The sequence below is a fragment of the Burkholderia sp. BCC1644 genome (genome assembly GCF_902833225.1).
In the GTDB taxonomy this organism is placed as follows: domain Bacteria; phylum Pseudomonadota; class Gammaproteobacteria; order Burkholderiales; family Burkholderiaceae; genus Burkholderia.
Genome location: NZ_CADFEI010000086.1, coordinates 1 through 237, shown reverse-complemented (window position 1 = coordinate 237; position 237 = coordinate 1). Strand labels below are relative to the sequence as shown.

The 237-nt window shown below is 55.3% G+C and carries 2 tRNA genes; both read left to right on the top strand.

What is annotated here, in order from left to right:
• Positions 1-41 precede the first annotated feature (41 nt).
• Positions 42-118, top strand: a tRNA-Ile gene (locus HWX87_RS37840).
• A 40-nt stretch (positions 119-158) separates the two neighbouring features.
• Positions 159-234, top strand: a tRNA-Ala gene (locus HWX87_RS37835).
• The last annotated feature ends 3 nt before the right edge of the window (positions 235-237 follow it).

Here is a 237-nt window from a genome sequence, read left to right as displayed (position 1 = left end):
AGCGCTCACGCTTATCGGCTGTAAATTAAAGACAGACTCAGGGGTCTGTAGCTCAGTCGGTTAGAGCACCGTCTTGATAAGGCGGGGGTCGTTGGTTCGAATCCAACCAGACCCACCATTGTCTGGCGGTAATACACCTGAGGTCATCTGTACTCAATGGGGGCATAGCTCAGCTGGGAGAGCACCTGCTTTGCAAGCAGGGGGTCGTCGGTTCGATCCCGTCTGCCTCCACCAATC